We start from the raw sequence: 21,559 nt of genomic DNA, 5'->3' as shown, positions 1-21,559 counted from the left end.
GCCGGGGGAAGAAGGGACGCCACGGTACCGCGTCGCCGTGCGCCACGGGGAGACCTGCGGGCCCGGCGCCACGCACAGCGGGGCGTACGGAGAGCAGAAGTTGACGTATCTGTTGACGGTACCCAGAGCTGTGACGGCTCGCGACCGCAAGCGGACTGGGCAAGAAGGGGCACAGCGATGAAGGGCACTGTCGGCGAGCTGGGGGAGTTCGGGCTGATCAGGGAGCTCACCTCACGTCTCACCACCACCCCGGCGGTCCGGCTGGGACCCGGCGACGACGCCGCCGTGGTGTCGGCCCCCGACCGGCGGGTCGTGGCGAGCACCGACATCCTGCTGGAGGGCCGGCACTTCCGGCGCGACTGGTCCACGGCCTACGACGTCGGCCGCAAGGCCGCCGCTCAGAACCTGGCGGACATCGCGGCCATGGGAGCCGTGCCGACCGCGCTGCTCCTCGGCCTCGTCGTACCCGCCGAACTCCCGGTCACCTGGCCCACCGAGCTGATGGACGGCATCCGCGACGAGTGCCAGGTCGCCGGCGCCGCCGTGGTCGGCGGCGACGTCGTCCGCGGGGACACCATCACCGTCTCCATCACCGCCCTCGGCGACCTGCGCAACCACGAGCCGGTCCTGCGCTCCGGCGCCCAGCCCGGCGACGTCGTCGCCGTCACCGGCTGGCTCGGATGGTCAGCGGCCGGCTTCGCCGTGCTCTCGCGCGGGTTCCGCTCCCCGCGCGCGTTCGTGGAGGCCCACCGCCGCCCCGAGCCGCCCTACCACGCCGGTCCCGCGGCCGCCGGGCTCGGCGCCAGCGCCATGACCGACGTCAGCGACGGTCTGATCGCCGACCTCGGGCACATCGCCGAGGCCAGCAAGGTCCGCATCGACCTCCGCTCGTCCGCCGTCGACATCCCGACGCAGATGCACGACATCGGGCAGGCCGTCGGCGTGGACCCGCTGCAGTGGGTGCTCACCGGGGGAGAGGACCACGCGATCGTGGCGACCTTCCCGCCCGACGTGAAGCTGCCGGCCCGCTGGAAGGTCATCGGCGAAGTGCTCAACCGCTCCGCGCTGCCCCAGGTGACCGTGGACGGCGCCCCCTGGACCAGCACCGGCGGCTGGGACCACTTCGGCGCCGAACCGGCCGGCCAGGACGGCACGCAGTGAACACCGCGCCGCCGCTGTGCCTGACCGTCGCCGGATCGGACTCCGGCGGCGGAGCGGGCATCCAGGCCGACCTCAAGACCATGATGGCCCTCGGCGTGCACGGCATGAGCGTGGTGACCGCCGTGACCGCGCAGAACTCCCTCGGGGTACGGGGAGCCTGGGAGCTGCCCGCCGAAGCCGTCACGGCCCAGTACCGGGCCGTCGTGGACGACATCGGCGTGCACGCGGTGAAGACCGGGATGCTGTCCTCCGCGGCACTGGTGGAGACCGTCGCCGCGCTGCTGGCCGACACCGCGGCCCCGGCCGTCGTGGACCCCGTCGGCGTCTCCAAGCACGGGGACGCGCTGCTCGCCGCCTCGGCGCTGGACGCCGTACGCGGCGAACTGCTGCCGCGGGCCACCGTGGCCACGCCCAACCTGGACGAGGTCACCCGGCTCACCGGCATCGTCGTGGAGTCCGAGGACCACATGCGGCGGGCCGCCGACGCCATCCTCGGCCACGGCCCCCGCTGGGCCCTGATCAAGGGCGGGCACCTCGCGGCGCACGGCGACGAGGCCGTGGACCTGCTCACCGACGGCGCCGAGGAGCGGTGGCTGCGCGCCCCGCGCCATTCCAACCGGCACACCCACGGCACCGGCTGCACCCTCGCCAGCGCCATCGCGGCCGGGCTGGCCAAGGGGCTGACCGTCCCGGAGGCCGTCACGGCCGCCAAGGAGTACGTGACCGGCGGCATCGCCGCCGGCTTCGCGCTCGGCGGCGGCATCGGCCCGGTGGACCACGCCTGGCGTCAGCGCTGACGGGCTCCGGCCCCGGCGACGGGGCCGGACAAGGCAAAAGGCCGGCCCACCAGAGGTGGACCGGCCTTCTTGGCAACCGGAAGGGGCTGCGCTACGACGGGCGTCAGCGCGAGACCTTGCCGGCCTTGATGCACGAGGTGCAGGCGTTGAGGCGCTTCGGCGTCCCATTGACCACGGCACGGACACGCTGGATGTTCGGGTTCCAGCGACGCGAGGTGCGGCGGTGCGAGTGGGAGATGTTGTTGCCGAAGCTCGGCCCCTTGGCGCAAACGTCGCAGTTGGCAGCCACAGGTCACTCCAAAGACTTCAGATGCAATTACAGTGAAACCGGCGCACCGGTTCAGAGGTCTGAAGTGGTTTGCCGGGGAAAAGGCCCGACTTCCATCGGGCAACCGGAGCAGCATACAACGACTGCGCCCGTCCTGAAAAACTACCACGGAGCCCGGCGGCCCCGCCCCACGGTCCGGACCCCACGGCCGCGGTCCTTCGTTACCCTGCGGTGAACCCTGGCCCGCACGAGGAGGAACGCCCGGTGCCGCACGAGGCTCAGCCGCAGCCCGCCGACGAGCTCGACGCCGAAGCCGTACGCACCTGGAGCTCGCTCGCCCTCGCCGCACTGGGCCGGGCCCGCGAGGACATCGACGCGATCAACGTCTACCCGGTCGCCGACGCCGACACCGGCACCAACCTCTACCTCACCGCCGAGTCCGCCGACCGGGCGCTCACCGAGACCTTCGACAACGCCGCCCCCGCGGACGCGACCGGCGCCACGGAGCCGACCTCCCTGTCCGAGGCCGTACGGGCCTGGGCGCACGGCGCGCTCGTCGGCGCCCGCGGCAACTCCGGCACGATCCTCGCGCAGCTGCTGCGCGGCGTGGCCGACGTACTCGGCGCCGAGCCCGAAGCCCGGCGCACGGGCCCCGGGGGACTGCTGGCCCAGGCCCTCACCCGGGCCGCCGAGGAGGCGTACGCGGCCGTCGCGCACCCGGTGGAGGGCACCATGCTCACCGTCGCGGGCGCCGCCGCACGGGCCGGCGAAGCCGCCTCGGCGGCCGCCGGCACCGCGTCCGACGTGGCCCGCGCCGCCTACGACGGCGCCCGCGCCGCACTCGCCGAGACCCCCGGGCAGCTCGCCGCGCTGGGCCGGGCCGGGGTGGTCGACGCCGGCGGCTGCGGGCTGGTCGCCGTGCTCGGCGCGCTCTGGCAGGCACTGTCCGGCCAGGAGCCGGCCGCCGAACCGCCGCCCGGCGGGGCCGTGGTCCCGGCGGCACCCCCTGCCGACCCCTGCGCACAGGACGAGGACGGGCCCGCGTACGAGGTGATCTACCTCCTGGAGGCCTCCGAGGCGGCGGTCGCGGAACTGCGCGCGCGCCTCGACGGACTCGGCGACTCCCTGGTCGTGGTCGGCGGCGACGGGCTCTGGAACGTCCACGTCCACGTCGACGACCCCGGCGCGGCCGTGGAAGCCGGGGTCGTCGCCGGGCGCCCCTACCGGATCCGGATCACGCACTTCGGCGACGAGCGCCGCCGGGGCCGCGGCGAACGCGCCCAGCGGGCCGTCGTCGCCGTGGTCCCCGGCGAGGGACTGGCGGGCCTGTGCGCCGAGGCCGGCGCGACCCCCGTGCTCGTGCGCCCCGGCGAGGTCCCGGCCACGGCCGAACTCCTCGACGCCGTCCGCCGCGCCCACGCCCGCGAGGTGGTGCTCCTGCCGGGCGGCGCCGAACTGCGCGCCGCCGCGGCCACCGCGGCCGAGCAGGCACGCGCCGAGGGCGTGCGGGTGGCCGTGATCCCCACCCGGTCCGCCGTCCAGGGCCTGGCCGCCCTCGCCGTCCACGACCCGGACGGCAGCTTCGACGAGGACGTGGTGGCCATGACCGCCGCGGCCGGCGCCACCCGGTACGGGGAACTGGCCGTCGCCGAACGCCGGTCCTTCACCTCGGCCGGCATCTGCCAGGCCGGCGACGTGCTCGGCCTCATCGACGGCGACGTCGCCGTGATCGGCGCGGGCCTGCCCGAGACCGCCGAGGCCGTCCTGGACCGGATGCTGGGCTCCGGCGGCGAACTCGTCACCCTGGTCCTCGGACCCGAGGTGCCGGACACCGTCGCCGACCGCCTGGAGGCCTACGTGCAGTCCGGCCACCTGGCCGTGGACACCGTCACCTACCGGGGCGGCCGGTACTCGGCGCCGCTCCTCATCGGGGTGGAATAGCCGGCTTGTCAGCGCCATGGTGTGCAATGGAACACGTGCCCGCGCTCGACGAAGACCTCAAGAAGACGCTCGGACCCGCCACCGCCAAGGTGCTGGCCGAGCAGCTCGGCCTGCACACGGCCCTGGATCTGCTCCACCACTACCCCAGGCGGTACGCCGAGCGCGGCGAGCTGACCTCGCTTGCCGAGCTGGCCGACCAGATCGACGAGCACGTCACGGTCGTCGCGCAGGTCGCCGACGCCCGCGTCCTCACCTTCAACGGCGGCCGGGGCAAGCGGCTGGAGGTGACCATCACCGACGGCAGCGGCCGGCTCCAGCTGGTCTTCTTCGGCGCCGGGGTCCACAAACCGCACAAGGAACTCCTGCCCGGCAGCCGCGCGATGTTCGCCGGCAAGGTCTCCAGGTTCAACCACAAGCTCCAGCTCGCGCACCCGGCGTACGAGCCGCTCGGCGCCGACGCCTCCGACCGGGACGCCGCCACCGCCTTCGCCAACCAGCTGATCCCGATCTACCCGGCCTGCGCCAAGCTGGAGTCCTGGAAGATCGCCAAGTGCGTGGACGCCGTACTGCCCAGCGCCCAGGAGGCCGTGGACCCGCTGCCGCCCGCCCTGCGCGAGGGGCGCGGCCTGGTCCCGCTCACCGAGGCACTGCTGAAGATCCACCGGCCGGGCACCAAGACCGACATCGAGGACGCCCGGCAGCGCCTGAAGTGGGACGAGGCCTTCGTCCTGCAGGTCGCCCTGGCCCGCCGCCGACACGCCGACGCCCAGCTTCCGGCCGTCCCGCGCCGCCCCGCCCCCGGCGGCCTGCTCGACTCCTTCGACGCCAAGCTGCCCTTCACCCTCACCGAGGGCCAGCAGAAGGTCTCGAAGGAGATCTTCGACGACCTCGCGACCAGCCACCCCATGCACCGCCTCCTCCAGGGAGAGGTGGGCAGCGGTAAGACGATGGTGGCCCTGCGGGCCATGCTGGCCGTCGTCGACTCCGGCGGGCAGGCCGCGATGCTCGCGCCCACCGAGGTGCTCGCCCAGCAGCACCACCGCTCCGTCGTGGAGATGATGGGCGAGCTGGCCGAGGGCGGCATGCTCGGCGGCTCCGACCAGGGCACCAAGGTCGTGCTCCTCACCGGCTCGATGGGGACGGCCGCGCGCCGCCAGGCCCTGCTCGACCTGGTCACCGGGGAGGCCGGGATCGTCATCGGCACCCACGCGCTGATCGAGGACAAGGTGCAGTTCCACGACCTCGGCCTGGTCGTCGTCGACGAACAGCACCGCTTCGGCGTGGAGCAGCGCGACGCCCTGCGCTCCAAGGGCAAGCAGCCCCCGCACCTGCTGGTCATGACCGCCACCCCCATCCCGCGCACCGTCGCCATGACCGTCTTCGGCGACCTGGAGACCTCCGTCCTCGACCAGCTGCCCGCGGGCCGCTCGCCGATCGCCACCCACGTCGTGCCGGCCAAGGACAAGCCGCACTTCCTCGCCCGGGCCTGGGAGCGGGTCCGCGAGGAGGTCGAGAAGGGACACCAGGCGTACGTGGTCTGCCCGCGCATCGGCGACGGGGAGGACGATCCGAAGAAGAAGCAGGCCGCGGAGGAGGCCGACAAGCGGCCCCCGCTCGCGGTCCTGGAGATCGCCGAGCAGCTCGGCCGCGGTCCGCTGGCCGGACTGAGCGTCGAGGTGCTGCACGGCCGGATGGACCCGGCCGACAAGGACGACGTCATGCGCCGGTTCGCGGCCGGCGAGGTCAAGGTGCTGGTGGCCACCACCGTCATCGAGGTCGGCGTGAACGTGCCGAACTCCACCGTCATGGTGATCATGGACGCCGACCGCTTCGGCGTCTCCCAGCTGCACCAGCTGCGCGGCCGCGTCGGCCGCGGCTCCGCCCCGGGCCTGTGCCTGCTGGTCAGCGAGATGCACGAGGCGAGCCCCGCCCGGGCCCGGCTCGCCGCCGTCGCCGCCACCCTCGACGGCTTCGAGCTCTCCCGGATCGACCTGGAACAGCGCCGCGAGGGCGACGTCCTGGGCCAGGCCCAGTCCGGAGTGCGCTCCTCGCTGCGCATGCTCGCCGTCATCGAGGACGAGGAGGTCATCGCCCAGGCCCGGGAGGAGGCCACCCGCGTCGTGGCCGAGGACCCGGCGCTGGAGCGGCTGCCGGGCCTGCGGACCGCGCTGGACGCCCTGCTCGACACCGAGCGCGAGCAGTACCTGGAGAAGGGCTGAGCGGCACGACCTATCGTTGGAGTGCCGCGGCAGACCGCCGCGCGCCCCCTACCGCCGTACCGAAGGACCCCAGATGACCCGCGTGATCGCCGGCAGCGCCGGCGGGCGACGGCTGGCCGTGCCCCCCGGCACCGGCACCCGGCCGACCTCGGACCGGATGCGCGAAGGCCTCTTCTCCACCTGGGAGTCCCTGCACGGGGTCGAAGGCGCCCGGGTCCTCGACCTGTACGGCGGCTCCGGCGCCGTCGGCCTGGAGGCCCTCTCCCGGGGCGCGTCCCACGCCCTGCTCGTCGAGGCCGACGCCAAGGCCGCCAAGGCGATCCGGGACAACATCAGGACCCTGGGCCTGCCCGGGGCCGAGTTCCGCGCCGGCAAGGCCGAGCAGATCGTGGCCGCCCGCGCGTCCGGGGACCCGTACGACGTCGTCTTCCTGGACCCGCCGTACGCCGTGGACAGCGCGGACCTGCGGGAGATCCTCCTCACACTCCGGTCCAATGGCTGGATCACGGACGACGCGCTCGTCACCGTGGAGCGCAGCACCAGGAGCGGCGCCTTCCCGTGGCCCGAGGGCTTCGAGCCGCTCCGGTCGCGCAAGTACGGCGAGGGCACCCTGTGGTACGGCCGCGCCGACTGCACCAGCGAAGACTCATGAACGAGGGAGTTCAGTTGCGCCGCGCCGTCTGTCCGGGGTCCTTCGACCCCATCCACAACGGACACCTCGACATCATCGGACGCGCCTCCAGGCTCTACGACGTCGTGCACGTCGCCGTGATGATCAACAAGTCGAAGCAGAGCCTGTTCACCGTCGAGGAGCGGGTCGAGCTGATCCGCGAGGCGACGGCCGACTACGGCAACATCCAGGTCGAGGCCTTCCACGGCCTCCTCGTCGACTTCTGCAAGCAGCGGGACATCCCGGCGATCGTCAAGGGTCTGCGCGCGGTCAGCGACTTCGACTACGAGTTGCAGATGGCGCAGATGAACCTGGGCCTGTCGGGCGTCGAGACGCTGTTCGTCCCGACCATCCCCACCTACAGCTTCCTGTCCTCCTCCCTGGTCAAGGAGGTCGCGACCTGGGGCGGCGACGTGGCCCACCTGCTGCCGGAGCCCGTCCACGCGGCGCTCCTGGAGCGGCTGCGCAACCGCTGACCGGCTGATGGGGCATCAGGCGGTGTCGGGGTCCCGCCCGGTGGCCTTACAGTCGTCCCGTCCGTCTCAGGAACCGCCCGAGGCCGAGAGAGTGCGAGCCCCCATGGACGTGCAGAAGAAGCTCGACGAGATCGTCGCGGCCGTCGGCGGCGCCCGGTCCATGCCCATGTCGGCCTCCTGCGTGATCAACCGCGCCGAGCTGCTCGCCCAGCTCGAAGAGGTCCGCCAGGCGCTCCCCGGCTCGCTCGCCCAGGCGCAGGAGCTCATCGGCGGCCGGGAGCAGATGGTCGAGGACGCCCGCCGGGAGGCGGAGCGGATCATCGGCGCCGCCCACGACCAGCGCGGTTCGCTGATCGCCGACACCGAGATCGCGAGGCGCTCCCAGGCCGAGGCGGACCGGATCCTCGACGAGGCCCGCCGGGAGGCCGAGGAGATCCGGGCCGAGGCCGACGACTACGTCGACAGCAAGCTCGCGAACTTCGAGGTCGTGCTGACCAAGACGATCGGCTCGGTGGACCGCGGCCGGGAGAAGCTGCTGGGTCGCGGCCCGGGCCTGGACGAGGACGGCTACCCGGACGAGGACGCCCCCGAGCGCAGCCACGACCCCGAGACGCAGCGGCAGCAGGCGGACGCCTACGTCGACACCAAGCTGGCGACCTTCGAGGCGGTGCTCTCCAAGACCCTGGAGGCCGTGGGCCGGGGCCGCCAGAAGCTGCTCGGCCGGGTCCCGACCGACGACCTGGGCGTGCACATGGCGGCCCAGGACGCGGCCGGCGGCCAGGGCTCCCGCTCGGCGAGCGACTCCGACTTCCTGGCCGGCCTCGCGGAGCCGGAGCCCCCGCACGCACCGGCGCAGCTCCCCGCCCGGCCGGAGCCGCTGTACGACTCGTACGCCTACCAGCAGCCGGCCGCCCAGCAGCACGACGCGTACTCCTACCAGGACCCGTACGCGGGCTACCAGCAGCAGCCGGACCCGTACTCCGGTGCGGGCACCGGCTCCACCGGAGCGGCTTACGCCGCGCACTACGACGCGCAGCAGCCCGATCCGTACGCGGCCTACCAGCAGCCGCAGCAGACCCAGCAGGCGCAGCACGCGCCGCAGGCCCAGCAGCCCTCGCTCGACGAGACCAGCTTCTTCGACACGAGCATGATCAACCTGGACCAGCTGCGCCAGTACGAACAGGGGCGCTGAACCCGGATTGGGCTCAGAGCGAAGCGCCGGGTATCCTGGCTCTTCGGTCGCGCGTATGCGCCGCGATCCGTGCTGCCCGTACGTGCGGGACATACGCAGCATTCTTCGATCTTCAGCGATCTGTGAAAGCAGGAACGGCCCTGAACACCCGCCTCGACCACCGCAACCCCCTCGTGTTCGACACGCACGAGCTGGGTCGGCGTCCTGGTGCCATGCAGCGGCTGTCCCGCGAGATCGACGCACCGGCGGACCTCGGTCTCGTCGGCGTGATCGGGGTGCCGGAAGGCGCCCCGGTGAAGCTCAACCTCCGCCTGGAGTCGGTCATGGAAGGGGTGCTTGTCACAGGCACCGTCCGTGCATCGGCGACGGGGGAGTGCGTAAGGTGTCTGGAGGCCGTCGAGCGTGAGCTCAAGGCGGACTTCCAGGAGATGTTCTCGTACCCTGACGCCGACGACCGGGGCCGCGGCAAAGCGGAGCCGGCCGACGACGCCGAGGACGACGAGGACACGCTCTTCCTCGAGGACGGTTTGTTCGACCTCGAACCCGTGCTGCGCGATGCGGTGGTGCTCGCACTGCCGATGCAGCCGGTGTGCCGGGAGGACTGTCTCGGACTGTGCCCCGACTGCGGGGTCAGCCTGAACGACGACCCGGACCACCACCACGACGCCGTCGACATCCGTTGGGCGGCATTGCAGGGACTCGTCACCGATCAGGGCGATGAGAAGGACAACATGAGCGGCACTGCGTCTGACGGAGTTCAGAGCGCCGCCGAGAAGCAGGAGAAGTAGCCGTGGCTGTTCCGAAGCGGAAGATGTCGCGCAGCAACACGCGCCACCGCCGGTCGCAGTGGAAGGCTGCGGTCCCCACCCTGGTTTCGTGTGAGCGTTGCCAGGAGCCGAAGCTCCAGCACATCGCGTGCCCGAGCTGCGGCACCTACAACAAGCGCCAGGTCCTCGAGGTCTGAGCGGCTGGTGAGAGGCGCAATGTCTGAGCTGTCCAACGCTGAGAAGCAGGCAGACAGTAACAACGCGGCCTCGTCCCACACGCTTCTGGAAGGGCGGCTCGGGTACCGACTCGAGACCGCCCTTCTGGTGCGTGCGCTGACCCACCGCTCGTACGCGTACGAGAACGGCGGTCTGCCCACCAACGAACGCCTGGAGTTCCTCGGGGACTCCGTGCTGGGACTGGTGGTCACGGACACGCTGTACACGACCCACCCGGACCTCCCCGAAGGCCAGCTGGCCAAGCTTCGGGCCGCGGTGGTCAACTCGCGCGCACTGGCGGAGGTCGGGCGCGGCCTCGACCTCGGCTCCTTCATCCGGCTCGGCCGGGGCGAAGAGGGCACGGGTGGCCGGGACAAGGCCTCCATCCTCGCCGACACCCTTGAAGCGGTCATCGGCGCGGTCTACCTCGACCAGGGCCTCGACGCGGCCTCGGAGCTGGTCCACCGGCTCTTCGACCCGCTCATCGAGAAGTCCTCGAACCTCGGGGCCGGCCTGGACTGGAAGACCAGTCTCCAGGAGCTGACGGCGGCCGAAGGTCTTGGCGTACCGGAATACCTGGTCACCGAGACCGGTCCGGACCACGAGAAGACCTTCACTGCTGCCGCCCGCGTCGGTGGTGTCTCGTACGGCACCGGCACCGGCCGCAGCAAGAAGGAAGCGGAACAGCAGGCCGCGGAGTCCGCATGGCGCGGGATCCGCGCCGCGGCGGACGAGCGGACCGCGGCGGCAGCCCCGGCGGCCGCCGCTCCGGCAGAGGTCCCGGCTTCGGCCGAGGCCGCGGACGGCGGGGTGCCGACGCCCGCCGAACCGGCGCCGGACGCCTGACCTTCCTTCGGGCACTGCCTTCGGGCATCCCTTCGCCCGCCCCTGCACCGCAGGGGCGGGCGAAGCCGTTTCCGGGCGGCCGGTACGCTCGCGGCAGCGCCCAGATCCGCACCCGACGGAGGTATCCCGTGCCCGAGCTGCCCGAAGTGGAAGTCGTACGTCGGGGACTGGAGCGCTGGGTCGCCGGACGGACCGTCGAGGCCGTCGAGGTCCTGCACCCGCGCGCGGTGAGGCGCCACCCCGGCGGCGGGGCCGACTTCGCGGCGCGGCTGCGGGGGGAGACCCTCGGGGCGCCGCAGCGTCGCGGGAAGTACCTGTGGCTGCCCCTGGCGGACCGGGACCTGTCGGTCCTCGGACACCTGGGCATGAGCGGGCAGCTGCTCGTGCAGCCCGAGGACGCCCCCGACGAGAAGCACCTGCGGATCCGGGTGCGCTTCGGCGACGACACCGGCACGGAGCTGCGCTTCGTGGACCAGCGGACCTTCGGCGGGCTCTCGCTGCACGAGACCGTCGCCGACAGCGCCGAGGGGCTGCCCGACGTCATCGCGCACATCGCGCGGGACCCCCTGGACCCCCTGTTCGACGAGGCGGCCTACCACCTCGCGCTGCGTGCCAAGCGGACCACCGTCAAGCGGGCGCTGCTCGACCAGTCACTGATCAGCGGGGTCGGCAACATCTACGCCGACGAGGCGCTGTGGCGCGCGAAGCTGCACTACGAGCGCCCCACGGGGCAGCTCGCGCGCCCCCGGAGCGCGGAACTCCTCGGCCACGTCCGGGACGTGATGAACGCGGCCCTCGCCGTGGGCGGCACGAGCTTCGACAGCCTGTACGTCAACGTGAACGGGGAGTCGGGGTACTTCGACCGTTCGCTCGACGCCTACGGGCGCGAGGACGAGCCGTGCCGCCGTTGCGGGACGCCGATGCGGCGCCGGCCGTGGATGAACCGGTCGAGCTACTTCTGCCCGCGCTGTCAGCGGCCGCCGCGCGCCGCGTCGTAGGTCTCCCGGGCGGACAGGACCGCCGTCATGCTCCCCTCCAGGTGATGGATCAGCGCGAGGAGCCGGTCCGCGACCTCGATGCCGAGGGGGGTCAGTTCGTAGTCGACGCGCGGCGGGTTGGTCGGCTGTGCCTCACGGTGGACGATGCCGTCGCGCTCCAGCGCGTGCAGTGTCTGCGAGAGCATCTTCTCGCTGACGCCCTCCACCCGGCGGCGCAGCTCGTTGAACCGGCACGGGCCCTCGCGCAGGGCGCCCACGGTCAGGCTGCCCCAGCGGCCGGTGACGTGCTCCAGCGTTTCGCGGGACGGGCAGGCGCGCGCGAAGACGTCGAACGGCTGCTCGGACTCGGAGGCATCGGTACAGACAGGGGTCTCCATAGAACAAGCGTACTCCCAGGCAGCGCTAACTCGGAGCTTGCGCTTTCGAAAAGTTAGTGGTTCTCTTTTCTCGTCGCACCACGCTCCGTGCTGCGAGGGAGTCTTCCCGAGGGAGAGATCAGCCTTGTCCGGTATCACGCACACCCCCGTCGTCTCGATCGCCTACCACTCCGGCTACGGCCACACCGCCGTCGTCGCCGAGGCGGTCCGCAACGGCGCCGCGGACGCGGGCGCGACCGTCCACCTGATCAAGGTCGACGAGATCGACGACGCCCAGTGGGAGCTGCTCGACGCCTCCGACGCGATCGTCTTCGGCTCCCCGACGTACATGGGCACGGCCTCGGGCGCCTTCCATGTCTTCGCCGAGGCCTCCTCGAAGCGCTGGTTCGGCGACGCCTGGCAGGACAAGGTCGCGGCCGGCTTCACCAACTCCGCCTCGAAGAGCGGCGACAAGCTGCACACCCTGCAGTTCTTCCAGGTCCTGGCCGCGCAGCACGGGATGAACTGGGTCAACCTGGGCCTGAAGCCGGGCTGGAACTCCAGCACGGCCTCCGAGAACGACCTCAACCGCCTGGGCTTCTTCTCCGGCGCCGCCGCCCAGTCCAACTCCGACGAGGGCGCGGACGCGGTCCACAAGGCCGACATCGCGACGGCCGAGCACCTGGGCCGCCGCGTCGCCGAGCACACCCGCGTCGTCGTCGCGGGCCGCGCGGCCCTGGCCGCCGCCGCGGTCTGATTCCCCCGGCCGCCGCTCCCGGCGGCGGCCGACAGGAGTGTCAGAAGCCGAAGTCCTGGGTCCACCAGGGGCCGCCGGCGGCGAAGTGGACGCCGACGCCCAGGGTGCGGAACTCGCAGTTGAGGATGTTCGCCCTGTCGCCCGGGCTGTTCATCCAGGCCTTCATCACGGACTCGGCGTCGCCCTGGCCGCGGGCTGTGTTCTCGCCGCCGAGGCCCGAGAGGCCGGCTCGGGCCGCGCGGTCCCAGGGGCTGTTGCCGTCGGGGTCGTCGTGGCCGAAGAAGCCGCGGGTGGCCATGTCCTTGCTGAAGGCGCCGGCCAGCGCGGCCAGCGGCGGGTTGGCGCGGACCGGGCCGCAGCCCGCCATGGCGCGCTCCTGGTTCACCAGGGTGACCACGGCCGCCTCCTCCGCGGAGTGACCGTCCAGGCTCGGCCGGGTTGCGGACGCGGTGGGGGCCGGCGTCGTGGGAGCCGGTGTCGTGGGAGCCGGGGTGGTGGGCGCAGGCGTCGTGGGGGCCGGGGTGCCGGGGGCCGGGGTCGTGGGCTCCGGTGTCGTGGGCTGCGGGGCCCCGGTCTTCCGCGGGGCCTCGGGCGAGGGGGCGGGCGCGGCCGGGCGCTCCGTGCTCTGCGCCACCTCGGGTGCGGCGGGGGGAGCGGAGGAGGTCGGCGGGGCCGACGGGGACGGGGAGCTCGACGGGGTGGGCGAGGCCGGCGGAGTCGCGGGGGTCGAAGGGGTCGACGGGGCCGGCTTGGCCGGGGCGGGCGCGGATGCGCTCGGCGTACCGGTCTGCGTCGTGCCGCGGCCCGACAGGCTCGCGAGTCCGCCCTGCTTCTGCAGCAAGGAATCACCCGGGCCGGGGGTGGCCCCGACCCCGGTCTTCGCGGCGGTGGTCTCCGTACCGCTGACGCCCACATAGGGGAACGAGTCGCCGACCGGCACCATGCCGGTGGTGACGGCCGCCGTGCCGAGGGCGACGGCCACCGAGACCCCGAGCAGGCCGGTGCGCAGGGCGGTGCCGTGCGGGCCGCCGCGGCGCGGCGGGGCGGGGAGCCGGTGACGTCCCATCGGTGTCGTGCCTTCCTGACCGGAGCAAGATCATCCCTAACCCACCCAAATGGGTGAGTTCATCGGTGCGCGACTGTACGGCATGGGGCCCTGGGGCGATGTGACCGAAAAGTGGCCGCCCGGATAGCGTTCACGCATGAATGAAGACGTCCGTCTGACCGCCTGGGTGCGCGGTCGTGTGCAGGGAGTGGGCTTCCGCTGGTTCACCAGGGAGAACGCCCTGGAGATCGGCGGGGTGGTCGGCTTCGCCCTCAACCTCGACGACGGGCGAGTGCAGGTGGTCGCCGAAGGTCAACGTGAGAATTGCCACCGGCTGCTCGACTGGCTGCGGTCCGCCGACACGCCCGGCCGGGTGGACGGAGTGACAGAGATCTGGGGGACACCGCGCGGTGGCTACGAGGGTTTCGGGATGCGGTGAGCGATCGACTGATCATGGACTCATCACATCTCCGAGCGTCCGGACCCGGTCGGAACTGGGCATTCGTCGTCGACGCGTTGCCGCGGCGGTCGATCCGTGGAAGGCTCGGAGACGAGGATGATCTCCACGCCCCTCGCGGGGGCCGGGGTGCCCGCCGATACGGGGCGTGATCGTGTTGACCGTCAAACTTTTTGGTGAGACGCTGGAAGCCCCGCGCACCCGAGCTGTTTGGCAGTGCTGGCAGTAGTAAGCGCAGTGACTGACAGTCGCTGCCGGACATCCGCGGGTGCGATTCCCTCACGACCCACACCGCTTCGGTCGGTCACTCAGTGTGGAGGACCATCCATCATGGCAAAGGCGCTTCTCGGTTACGTCGGCGGTTCCGACCCGCGACTCCTCGCCGAGATGCGACGGCTTCAGCAGCGCGTCCAGGACCTCGAGTCCGAGCTCGTACGGATTCAGTCCGAAAATGACGCGCTGAACGCGGCCGCCGCTCAGCACGACGGAGACTCGCTGCTGGACAGCATCGACATCGACGTACCCCAGGCGGAGCCTGCGCTCACCTGATCCGCGCTCATTCGTCGCTCGAATCCAGCCCCGCTTGATCTGCAAGGGACGCTCCGGCGTCCCTTCTTTCTTTGGACTCGCATCAGGGCCCACAGGGCCAGGTGGGGGTCCTGATGCCTTTGACGTCGATCGTGCCCTGCACCTTCATGGGTGAAACCGAACGTGAAAGGTAGAGTCCGGCGGCGTGCACCTCAAGTCCCTGACCCTGCGTGGCTTCAAGTCCTTCGCCTCCGCCACGACCCTGCGCTTCGAACCCGGCATCACCTGCGTCGTGGGTCCGAACGGCTCGGGCAAGTCCAACGTCGTCGACGCGCTGTCCTGGGTCATGGGCGAACAAGGGGCCAAGTCCCTGCGCGGCGGGAAGATGGAGGACGTCATCTTCGCCGGGACCACCGGACGCCCGCCGCTCGGGCGTGCCGAGGTCTCCCTGACGATCGACAACTCTGACGGCGCGCTCCCCATCGACTATGCCGAAGTCACCATCACCCGGATCATGTTCCGCGGCGGCAGCAGCGAGTACCAGATCAACGGTGACACCTGCCGGCTGCTCGACATCCAGGAACTGCTCTCGGACTCCGGCATCGGCCGCGAGATGCACGTCATCGTCGGCCAGGGCCAGCTGGACTCCGTCCTGCACGCCGACCCCATGGGCCGCCGCGCCTTCATCGAGGAGGCGGCCGGCGTACTGAAGCACCGCAAGCGCAAGGAGAAGGCGCTGCGGAAGCTCGACGCGATGCAGGCCAACCTCGCCCGCGTACAGGACCTCGGCGACGAGCTGCGCCGGCAGCTCAAACCCCTTGGCCGGCAGGCCGCGGTCGCCCGGCGGGCGGCCGTGATCCAGGCCGACCTGCGTGACGCGCGGCTCCGCCTGCTCGCCGACGACCTGGTCGCCCTGCGGCGCGCGCTCGACGCGGAGATCGCCGACGAGGCCGCCCTGAAGGAGCGCAAGGAGGACGCCGAAGCCCGGCTCGCGCAGGCGCTGCGGCGCGAGGCCGAGCTGGAGCAGGCCGTACGGGAACTCGCGCCGCGGCTCCAGCGGGCGCAGCAGACCTGGTACGAGCTGTCGCAGCTCGCCGAGCGCGTACGCGGCACCGCCTCCCTGGCGGAGGCGCGGGTCAAGAGCGCGACGGCCCCGGCGGAGGAGGTGCGCAGGGGCCGCGACCCCGAGGACATGGAGCGGGAGGCCGAGCGGATCCGCGAGCAGGAGGCGGAGCTGACGGCCGCCCTGGAAGCGGCCTCCCGCGCCCTGGAGGACACCACCGGGCACCGCGCGGAGCTGGAACGCGAGCTGGAGCAGGAGGAACGCCGGCTCCGGGACGCCGCGCGGGCCATCGCCGACCGGCGCGAGGGGCTGGCCCGGCTGACGGGACGGCTCGGCGCGGCCCGCTCCCGCGCCGGAGCGGCCCAGGCGGAGATCGACCGGCTCGACCTGGCGCGGGACCAGGCGCAGACCCGGGCCGAGGCCGCGCAGGCCGAGTACGAGGCGCTGGCGGAGGAGGTCGGCGGACTCGACGACCCGTCGGCGGAGTCGGACCACGAGGCCGCACGGGCGGAGCTGAGGGAGGCCGAGGCCGGCCTGGGCGCCGCCCGGGAGGCGCTGGCGGCGGCGGAGCGTGAGCGGGCGGCGGTGTCGGCCCGCCGCGACGCGCTGGCACTGGGGCTGCGCCGCAAGGACGGTACGGGGGCGCTGCTCGCGGCCCGCGAACGGCTGGCGGGCCTGCTCGGACCGGCCGCGGAACGCCTGTCGGTCAGCGCCGGGTACGAGGCCGCCGTGGCCGCCGCGCTGGGCTCGGCGGCGGACGCGCTGGCGGTGGCCTCCCCGTCGGCGGCGGCCGGAGCCATCCGCCACCTGCGCGAGGCGGACGCGGGCCGGGCCACCCTCCTGATCACCCCGCCGGCGCCCACCGTGCTCCCGGGCGGTGATACGGCTGCCGCGGCGCCGCTGCCCGGCCAGGGCTCCGGACCCGATGCCGCTCCGGGCCGGCCGGGCACCGCCGCCGAGGGCCGCGCCACGGGTGGCCCGGCCGTCCTGCCGGGACCGGCAGCGGTGCCCGGGCCGGCGGATCCCGCGGCCGGGCCGGGCGCATCGGCCGCGACGGACGCCGTCCCGTCCAGCAGGAGCGCGTACCAGGCAGACGCGGCCGCCCGGACGGACGGGGCCCCCGCGTGCCCCGAGGCGGTCGCGGCGTCGGTGTCCGCCGGGGACGCGGCGCCTCCTGCTCGGACCGCCGAGCCCGGGGCGTCCCGGGTCCCGGCGGTGCCGGGCGGCGCCGTCGCGGCCGGCGCCGTGGCGGCGAGTGCGGTGGCGCCCGCCGGCAGCGCGGCGCCCGGACCGGCCGGCGGGGCCGGGGGAGGCGTCCCCCACCCGGCCCCCGCTTCCGGTGGGACGGCCCCGCCCGTACCCGTCGTGGCGCTGGTGGACGGGGACGGCGAGGTGCTGCGCGCCCTGGCGTGGGTGCTGCGCGACCACGTCGTCGTCGGCACCCTCGACGAGGCCGAGGCGCTCGTCGCGCGGCGCCCGGACGCCGTGGCCGTGACCGTCGAGGGCGACCTCCTCGGTGCCCACCTCGCGCACGGCGGATCCGCCGGGGCGCCCAGCCTGATCGAGGTGCAGGCCGCCGTCGACGAGGCCGCGGCGGAGCTGACCCGGCTGGGCGCGCGGTGCGCGGAACTGACCGAGGCCCAGGGGGCCGCCCAGGCCCGGCGCCGTGACGCGGCCGCCCTGGTGGAGGAGCTGGCCGAGCGGCGGCGCGCCGCCGAGCAGGCCCGCGCCGGGGTCGCCCAGCAGCTCGGCCGCCTGGCCGGGCAGGCGAAGGGGGCCGCCGGTGAGGCCGAGCGCGGCGCCGCCGCCGCGGCGAAGGCCCGGGACGCCCTGGAACAGGCGCTCGCCGAGGTCGAGGAGTGCGCGGAGCGGCTCGCCGTCGCCGAGGAGATGCCGGTGGAGGAGGAGCCGGACAGCTCCCGCCGCGACCGGCTCGCGGCCGACGGGGCCAACGCCCGCCAGACCGAGATGGAGGCGCGGCTCCAGCTGCGGACCCACGAGGAGCGGGTCAAGGGGCTCGCCGGACGGGCGGATTCCCTCGACCGGGCGGCCCGGGCGGAACGCGAGGCCCGCTCCCGGGCCGAGCCGCCGCGCCCGCCGGCGGCACGAGGCGGAGGTGGCCCGCGCGGTGGCCGACGGCGCCCGGCAGCTCCTCGCGCACGTGGAGGTCTCGCTCGGCAGGGCCGACGAGGAGCGGGTGAGCGCCGAACGGGCCAAGGGGCTGCGCGAACGCGAGCTCGCCGACGCGCGCAACAGCGGCCGCGACCTGAAGGGGGAGCTGGACAAGCTCACCGACTCCGTCCACCGGGGCGAGGTGCTCGGCGCCGAACAGCGGCTGCGCATCGAGGCGCTGGAGGCCCGGGCGCTGGAGGAGTTCGGCATGGAGCCCCGCGCGCTCGTCGCCGAGTACGGCCCGGACCAGCCGGTACCGCCGTCCCCGCCGGCCGACGGCGAGGAGCTGCCGCAGGACCCCGAGCACCCGCGCAACCGGCCCGGCCCCTTCGTACGGGCGCAGCAGGAGAAGCGGTTCAAGGCGGCCGAACGGGCCTACCAGCAGCTCGGCAAGGTCAATCCGCTCGCCCTGGAGGAGTTCGCCGCACTCGAAGAGCGTCACAAGTTCCTCAGCGAGCAGTTGGAGGATCTCCGCAAGACGAGGGCCGATCTCCTTCAAGTGGTGAAGGAGGTCGACGAGCGGGTCGAGCAGGTGTTCACCGAGGCGTACCGGGACACGGCGCGGGAGTTCGAGGGCGTCTTCTCCCGGCTGTTCCCCGGCGGCGAGGGGCGGCTGGTCCTCACCGATCCGGACAACATGCTGACCACCGGGGTCGACGTCGAGGCCCGCCCGCCGGGCAAGAAGGTCAAGCGGCTGTCGCTGCTGTCGGGCGGCGAGCGCTCGCTGACCGCGGTGGCCATGCTGGTGTCCATCTTCAAAGCGCGCCCCAGCCCGTTCTACGTGATGGACGAGGTCGAGGCCGCGCTCGACGACACCAACCTGCAGCGGCTGATCCGGATCATGAAGGAGCTCCAGGAGAGCTCGCAGCTGATCGTGATCACGCACCAGAAGCGGACCATGGAGGTCGCGGACGCCCTCTACGGCGTTTCCATGCAGGGCGACGGGGTATCGAAGGTCATCAGCCAACGTCTCCGCTGAGGCATACAACTTCAAGAAGTGAATTCAAGGGTGCCGGTCTCTGCGGTAGTGCGAACTCAGCCCCAGCTCTTGACTTCAGAAATTGAACGCATAGGCTCGCTCCGCTGTCCCCCGGCTTCGAGTGGTGCCCGATCTTGAACTGTGCGCCACTGTGAAGACGGACGAAACCCCCACGGAGCACACCTTGACCAGCAGCACATCGCGGGCCTCGGCGCCCGGCGGCGGAGCCTCGCCCCAGCCCGACCACCTCGGCCACGTCATCTTCATCACCGCGGCCGCTGCCATGGGCGGCTTCCTCTTCGGGTACGACAGCTCCGTCATCAACGGCGCCGTCGTCGCGATCCGCGAGCGGTTCGACGTCGGCTCGGAGGCGCTCGCCCAGGTGATCGCAGCCGCGCTGATCGGCTGCGCCATCGGCGCCGCCACCGCGGGCCGGCTCGCCGACCGGATCGGCCGAATCCGCTGCATGCAGATCGCGGCCGTCCTCTTCACCGCCAGCGCCATCGGTTCGGCCCTGCCGTTCGCGCTCTGGGACCTCGCGATGTGGCGCGTGATCGGCGGCTTCGGCATCGGCATGGCCTCCGTCATCGGCCCCGCCTACATCGCCGAGGTGTCACCGCCCGCCTACCGCGGCCGCCTCGCCTCCTTCCAGCAGGCCGCCATCGTGATCGGCATCGCGGTCTCCCAGCTCGTCAACTGGGGCATCCTCAACCTCGCCGACGGCGACCAGCGCGGCGAGATCGGCGGCCTGGAGGCCTGGCAGTGGATGCTGGGCGTCATGGTCGTCCCGGCCGTGCTCTACGGGCTGCTGTCCTTCGTCATCCCGGAGTCCCCGCGCTTCCTGGTCTCCGCCGGCCGCACCGACGAGGCCAAGAAGGTGCTGGCCGAGGTCGAGGGTTCCAAGGTCGACCTGGACGGGCGCGTCCGCGAGATCGAGCACGCGATGCACTCCGAGACCAAGTCCACCTTCAAGGACCTGCTCGGCGGCCGCTTCGGTTTCCTGCCCATCGTCTGGGTCGGCATCGGGCTCTCGGTCTTCCAGCAGCTCGTCGGCATCAACGTGATCTTCTACTACAGCTCCTCGCTGTGGCAGTCCGTCGGCATCGACCCGACCAGCTCGTTCCTCTACTCCTTCACCACGTCGATCATCAACATCGTCGGCACGGTGATCGCGATGATCTTCGTCGACCGGATCGGCCGCAAGCCCCTCGCCCTCATCGGCTCCGCGGGCATGGCCGTCTCCCTCAGCCTGTGCGCGTGGGCGTTCTCCTTCACGTCCGGCACCGGCGACGACATCACCATGCCCGACGCCCAGGCCACGGTGGCCCTGGTCGCCGCGCACACCTTCGTGCTCTTCTTCGCCCTGTCCTGGGGCGTGGTGGTCTGGGTGCTGCTCGGCGAGATGTTCCCGAACCGCATCCGGGCCGCGGCGCTCGGCGTGGCCGCCTCGGCCCAGTGGATCGCCAACTGGGTCATCACCGTCTCGTTCCCGTCCCTGTCGGACTGGAGCCTGTCCGGCGCCTACGTGATCTACACCGTCTTCGCACTGCTCTCGATCCCGTTCGTCCTCAAGTGGGTGCCGGAGACCAAGGGCAAGGCGCTGGAGGAGATGGGGTAACCATCCCCGCCACCACCCCGTCTCCTCGGTACTGCCCCGGCTCAGCCCTTGAGCCGGGGCAGTACCCGTTCGCACAGCAGGTGCAGGCTGCGCCAGCCCTCGTCCAGCGGCATCCCGCCGCACAGCGGGTGCAGCACCAGGTTCCCCGCCTCACCCGCGCCCCGGCCGTACGCCACCGCCTCCTCCGGCGTGAGGACCCGGTAGACGCCCTCCGCGCGCAGCTCCGCCACTGAGCGCGCGGACGACCGTACGGCGCTGCGGATGTCCTTGGACTGCCAGGACGCGTACATCCCTGCCTCGTGGAGGAAGTGCTCCCCGTACTGCGCCCAGACCCGGTCCGGGTCCTCCGCGATGTGCAGCAGCGGGGTCTCGGCCGCGGGCATCATGCAGAAGCCCTCCGTGCCGTACTCCGCCAGCCGCGCCGTGTAGTACGCCTCCAGCTCCGGCAGGTGCGCGCTGGGGAAGAAGGGCAGCCCCAGCCGGGCCGCGCGCCGCGCCGCCGCCTGCGAGCTGCCGCCCACCAGCAGCAGCGGGTGCGGCCGGGTGAACGGCGTCGGGGTCACCCGTACCGTGCGGCCGCGGAACTCGAAGGGCTCGCCCGTCCACGCCTTCAGCAGGGTCTCCAGCAGCTCGTCCTGGAGCCGGCCGCGCCGGCCCCACTCCACGCCGTGCTGCTCGTACTCCTCGGGCCGGTAGCCGATCCCCGCGACCGTGACCAGGCGCCCGCCGCTCAGCAGGTCGAGGACGGCGATGTCCTCGGCGACCTTCAGCGGGTCGTACAGCGGGCCGATGATCGCCGACACGGTGACGGCGATGCGGCGGGTCGCGCCGAAGACCGCCCCCGCGAAGGCGAAGGGGGAGGGCAGCCAGTTGTTGTCCGTGCCGTGGTGCTCCTCGGTCTGGACGGTGTCGATCCCGCGGTCGTCCGCGTAGCGCGCCATCTCCAGCGCCGCCTTGTAGCGGGCCGAGAGGGACTCGGGGGTGCCGCCGGGGTCGACGAGATTGAACCGGGCCACGGTGATGGGCATGGAGG

At 72.7% G+C, this 21,559-nt stretch carries 19 protein-coding genes and 1 pseudogene; 16 read left to right on the top strand and 4 right to left on the bottom strand.

The genetic code is table 11. The features are described from left to right. Positions 1–177: 177 nt before the first annotated feature. Together AC2RP6_RS13430 and thiD are read left to right on the top strand one after the other, a co-directional pair. A complete protein-coding gene (locus AC2RP6_RS13430; protein ID WP_486446443.1) occupies positions 178–1,161 on the top strand; it encodes a thiamine-phosphate kinase in 984 nt (327 codons plus the stop codon). Next, positions 1,158–1,958 carry a bifunctional hydroxymethylpyrimidine kinase/phosphomethylpyrimidine kinase gene (thiD, locus tag AC2RP6_RS13425; protein ID WP_486446442.1) on the top strand — a complete coding sequence of 267 codons (801 nt, stop codon included), beginning with the start codon at positions 1,158–1,160 and terminating at the stop codon, positions 1,956–1,958. Before AC2RP6_RS13430 ends, thiD begins: the two co-directional genes overlap by 4 nt. Before the next feature lie 103 nt (positions 1,959–2,061). Here the strand turns inward: thiD and rpmB are convergent, their stop codons facing one another. After that, positions 2,062–2,247, bottom strand: a complete 186-nt coding sequence (gene rpmB, locus AC2RP6_RS13420; protein ID WP_007266795.1) for a 50S ribosomal protein L28 — start codon at positions 2,245–2,247, stop codon at positions 2,062–2,064. 243 nt (positions 2,248–2,490) lie between these two features. Between rpmB and AC2RP6_RS13415 the strand changes: the two genes are divergently transcribed. From AC2RP6_RS13415 to mutM, 9 genes are all read left to right on the top strand, one after another. After that, the gene (locus AC2RP6_RS13415; RefSeq protein ID WP_486446441.1) at positions 2,491–4,167 is read left to right on the top strand and encodes a DAK2 domain-containing protein; all 1,677 of its coding nucleotides are present in this window, start codon (positions 2,491–2,493) and stop codon (positions 4,165–4,167) included. Between the two features lie 26 nt (positions 4,168–4,193). Beyond that, positions 4,194–6,386, top strand: coding sequence for an ATP-dependent DNA helicase RecG (gene recG / locus AC2RP6_RS13410; protein ID WP_486446440.1), 2,193 nt, complete (start codon positions 4,194–4,196; stop codon positions 6,384–6,386). Positions 6,387–6,459: 73 nt separating this feature from the next. Beyond that, the gene (gene rsmD / locus AC2RP6_RS13405; protein WP_486446439.1) at positions 6,460–7,038 is read left to right on the top strand and encodes a 16S rRNA (guanine(966)-N(2))-methyltransferase RsmD; all 579 of its coding nucleotides are present in this window, start codon (positions 6,460–6,462) and stop codon (positions 7,036–7,038) included. 14 nt (positions 7,039–7,052) lie between these two features. Next, complete coding sequence (gene coaD, locus AC2RP6_RS13400) at positions 7,053–7,532, top strand: pantetheine-phosphate adenylyltransferase (RefSeq protein WP_391697840.1); 480 nt, start codon at positions 7,053–7,055, stop codon at positions 7,530–7,532. A 103-nt stretch (positions 7,533–7,635) separates the two neighbouring features. Beyond that, positions 7,636–8,724 (top strand): DivIVA domain-containing protein, encoded by a 1,089-nt coding sequence (locus tag AC2RP6_RS13395; RefSeq protein ID WP_486446438.1) that lies wholly within the window; start codon positions 7,636–7,638, stop codon positions 8,722–8,724. A 140-nt stretch (positions 8,725–8,864) separates the two neighbouring features. Continuing rightward, the gene (locus tag AC2RP6_RS13390) at positions 8,865–9,512 is read left to right on the top strand and encodes a YceD family protein (RefSeq protein ID WP_486450323.1); all 648 of its coding nucleotides are present in this window, start codon (positions 8,865–8,867) and stop codon (positions 9,510–9,512) included. 2 nt (positions 9,513–9,514) lie between these two features. Continuing rightward, positions 9,515–9,688, top strand: a complete 174-nt coding sequence (gene rpmF / locus AC2RP6_RS13385; protein WP_003965982.1) for a 50S ribosomal protein L32 — start codon at positions 9,515–9,517, stop codon at positions 9,686–9,688. A 19-nt stretch (positions 9,689–9,707) separates the two neighbouring features. After that, the gene (gene rnc, locus AC2RP6_RS13380; RefSeq protein ID WP_486446437.1) at positions 9,708–10,553 is read left to right on the top strand and encodes a ribonuclease III; all 846 of its coding nucleotides are present in this window, start codon (positions 9,708–9,710) and stop codon (positions 10,551–10,553) included. A gap of 128 nt (positions 10,554–10,681) precedes the next feature. Continuing rightward, a complete protein-coding gene (mutM, locus tag AC2RP6_RS13375; RefSeq protein ID WP_486446436.1) occupies positions 10,682–11,551 on the top strand; it encodes a bifunctional DNA-formamidopyrimidine glycosylase/DNA-(apurinic or apyrimidinic site) lyase in 870 nt (289 codons plus the stop codon). Here mutM and AC2RP6_RS13370 read toward each other — a convergent pair. Continuing rightward, entirely contained in the window at positions 11,524–11,928 is a 405-nt protein-coding gene (locus AC2RP6_RS13370) for a winged helix-turn-helix transcriptional regulator (protein WP_486446435.1), read from the bottom strand. The genes mutM and AC2RP6_RS13370 overlap by 28 nt on opposite strands. Before the next feature lie 133 nt (positions 11,929–12,061). Between AC2RP6_RS13370 and AC2RP6_RS13365 the strand changes: the two genes are divergently transcribed. Beyond that, positions 12,062–12,664: a flavodoxin family protein gene (locus AC2RP6_RS13365; RefSeq protein WP_486450322.1), complete on the top strand. Its 603-nt coding sequence runs from the start codon at positions 12,062–12,064 to the stop codon at positions 12,662–12,664. A 40-nt stretch (positions 12,665–12,704) separates the two neighbouring features. On the opposite strand, the gene AC2RP6_RS13360 is transcribed toward AC2RP6_RS13365, so the two are convergent. Next, positions 12,705–13,730, bottom strand: coding sequence for a CAP domain-containing protein (locus AC2RP6_RS13360; RefSeq protein ID WP_486446434.1), 1,026 nt, complete (start codon positions 13,728–13,730; stop codon positions 12,705–12,707). Positions 13,731–13,866: 136 nt separating this feature from the next. On the opposite strand from AC2RP6_RS13360, the gene AC2RP6_RS13355 reads away from it, so the two are divergent. From AC2RP6_RS13355 to AC2RP6_RS13340, 4 genes and pseudogenes are all read left to right on the top strand, one after another. Beyond that, positions 13,867–14,148, top strand: a complete 282-nt coding sequence (locus AC2RP6_RS13355) for an acylphosphatase (protein ID WP_030032600.1) — start codon at positions 13,867–13,869, stop codon at positions 14,146–14,148. Positions 14,149–14,496: 348 nt separating this feature from the next. Next, entirely contained in the window at positions 14,497–14,715 is a 219-nt protein-coding gene (locus AC2RP6_RS13350) for a hypothetical protein (RefSeq protein ID WP_030032603.1), read from the top strand. Positions 14,716–14,899: 184 nt separating this feature from the next. Then, positions 14,900–18,908 (top strand): annotated as a pseudogene (locus tag AC2RP6_RS13345) (AAA family ATPase). Positions 18,909–19,092: 184 nt separating this feature from the next. Next, positions 19,093–20,526 carry a sugar porter family MFS transporter gene (locus AC2RP6_RS13340; protein ID WP_486446433.1) on the top strand — a complete coding sequence of 478 codons (1,434 nt, stop codon included), beginning with the start codon at positions 19,093–19,095 and terminating at the stop codon, positions 20,524–20,526. Positions 20,527–20,567: 41 nt separating this feature from the next. Here AC2RP6_RS13340 and AC2RP6_RS13335 read toward each other — a convergent pair whose 3' ends face one another. Continuing rightward, on the bottom strand, positions 20,568–21,554 hold the full coding sequence (locus AC2RP6_RS13335) for an LLM class flavin-dependent oxidoreductase (protein WP_486446432.1): 987 nt from the start codon (positions 21,552–21,554) through the stop codon (positions 20,568–20,570). Between the last annotated feature and the right edge of the window lie 5 nt (positions 21,555–21,559).

The sequence above is a fragment of the Streptomyces sp. WAC03905 genome, assembly GCF_057371075.1.
Note: the sequence above shows the minus strand (reverse complement) of the source record. Positions and strands in the feature narration are given on the sequence as shown.

What these genes read in the sequence shown, in the direction of transcription:
- rsmD (WP_486446439.1), top strand. Translation starts at nt 6,460, where the DNA reads ATGACCCGCGTGATCGCCGGCAGCGCCGGCGGGCGACGGCTGGCCGTG.
- AC2RP6_RS13355 (WP_030032600.1), top strand. Translation starts at nt 13,867, where the DNA reads ATGAATGAAGACGTCCGTCTGACCGCCTGGGTGCGCGGTCGTGTGCAG.
- recG (WP_486446440.1), top strand. Translation starts at nt 4,194, where the DNA reads ATGGAACACGTGCCCGCGCTCGACGAAGACCTCAAGAAGACGCTCGGA.
- AC2RP6_RS13335 (WP_486446432.1), bottom strand. Translation starts at nt 21,554, where the DNA reads ATGCCCATCACCGTGGCCCGGTTCAATCTCGTCGACCCCGGCGGCACC.
- AC2RP6_RS13430 (WP_486446443.1), top strand. Translation starts at nt 178, where the DNA reads ATGAAGGGCACTGTCGGCGAGCTGGGGGAGTTCGGGCTGATCAGGGAG.
- AC2RP6_RS13395 (WP_486446438.1), top strand. Translation starts at nt 7,636, where the DNA reads ATGGACGTGCAGAAGAAGCTCGACGAGATCGTCGCGGCCGTCGGCGGC.
- AC2RP6_RS13370 (WP_486446435.1), bottom strand. Translation starts at nt 11,928, where the DNA reads ATGGAGACCCCTGTCTGTACCGATGCCTCCGAGTCCGAGCAGCCGTTC.
- AC2RP6_RS13350 (WP_030032603.1), top strand. Translation starts at nt 14,497, where the DNA reads ATGGCAAAGGCGCTTCTCGGTTACGTCGGCGGTTCCGACCCGCGACTC.
- rnc (WP_486446437.1), top strand. Translation starts at nt 9,708, where the DNA reads ATGTCTGAGCTGTCCAACGCTGAGAAGCAGGCAGACAGTAACAACGCG.
- AC2RP6_RS13360 (WP_486446434.1), bottom strand. Translation starts at nt 13,730, where the DNA reads ATGGGACGTCACCGGCTCCCCGCCCCGCCGCGCCGCGGCGGCCCGCAC.